The organism is Bartonella sp. MR168JLCBS, assembly GCF_042194175.1.
In genome coordinates this window covers 1-896 of sequence record NZ_JBHIMP010000220.1, presented here as the reverse complement: position 1 = coordinate 896, position 896 = coordinate 1, and the positions used below count along the sequence as shown (strand labels likewise).

Below are 896 nucleotides of genomic sequence, written 5' to 3'. Positions count from 1 at the left end.
ACTATGGATATTATTCTACTTGAGCGCATCCCTCGCCTTGGTCAAATGGGGGATATTGTCTCAGTTAAAGATGGTTATGCACGTAACTTTCTCTTGCCTCAAGGCAAAGCTTTACGTGCTAATGACGCTAATAAAAAACATTTTGAAAAACAGCGTGCGCAGCTTAAAGCGCGTAATCTTGAACGAAAAAGCGAAGCACAAAAAATTGCTGAAAAACTTGATGGTAAATCTTTTATTGTCGTTCGTTCAGCCGGAGAAACAGGACAACTTTACGGATCTGTATCCACACGTGATATTTCTGAAATCATAACAAGTGCAGGCTTTTCTATTGGACGCAATCAGATTGAACTTAATCATCCAATAAAAACGATCGGCCTCTATCTCATCACTCTTAGTCTACACCCTGAAGTTCAAATTTCTGTGGTCATTAACGTTGCACGTTCGGCCAGTGAAGCACAACGCCAAGCAGAAGGTGAAACGCTTACCTCAGCTGAAGCAATCTATGATATTCAGGAAAAGCCATTAGCAGAAAATCAAGAAGAAATGAATGATAACGATGCAAACAGCATCAACGAACAAGCTTAATTGCCATTTTTCTCTGTCGTGCATTTTTTATTTTTTGCCGTTTAATATGATGCCATAAAATACTCAGCTTTTGAAGCTGAGTATTTTATTATAACCACAACCTAAACTTTGAATTCTTATGGAAGAATCAGCCTTTGATGTATTGTGTGAAAGCATCAAAAGACCCAAAAAACTATCAATAAAGTGGTGGGGAATATCTCATATGTTGTTTCACCAAAACAAAAACCGTTTGAGATCGCATCTCAAAAAGATGAATCTTATACGAAGAGTAAATTTCTTATACCTTCATATCATTCAAAATAATTCTGATC

General features: G+C 37.1%; 1 protein-coding gene. It reads left to right on the top strand.

Going from position 1 to position 896, the window contains the following annotated elements:
• Positions 1-3 precede the first annotated feature (3 nt).
• Positions 4-585, top strand: a complete 582-nt coding sequence (gene rplI, locus ACFIK8_RS10465; RefSeq protein ID WP_011179235.1) for a 50S ribosomal protein L9 — start codon at positions 4-6, stop codon at positions 583-585.
• Positions 586-896 lie beyond the last annotated feature (311 nt).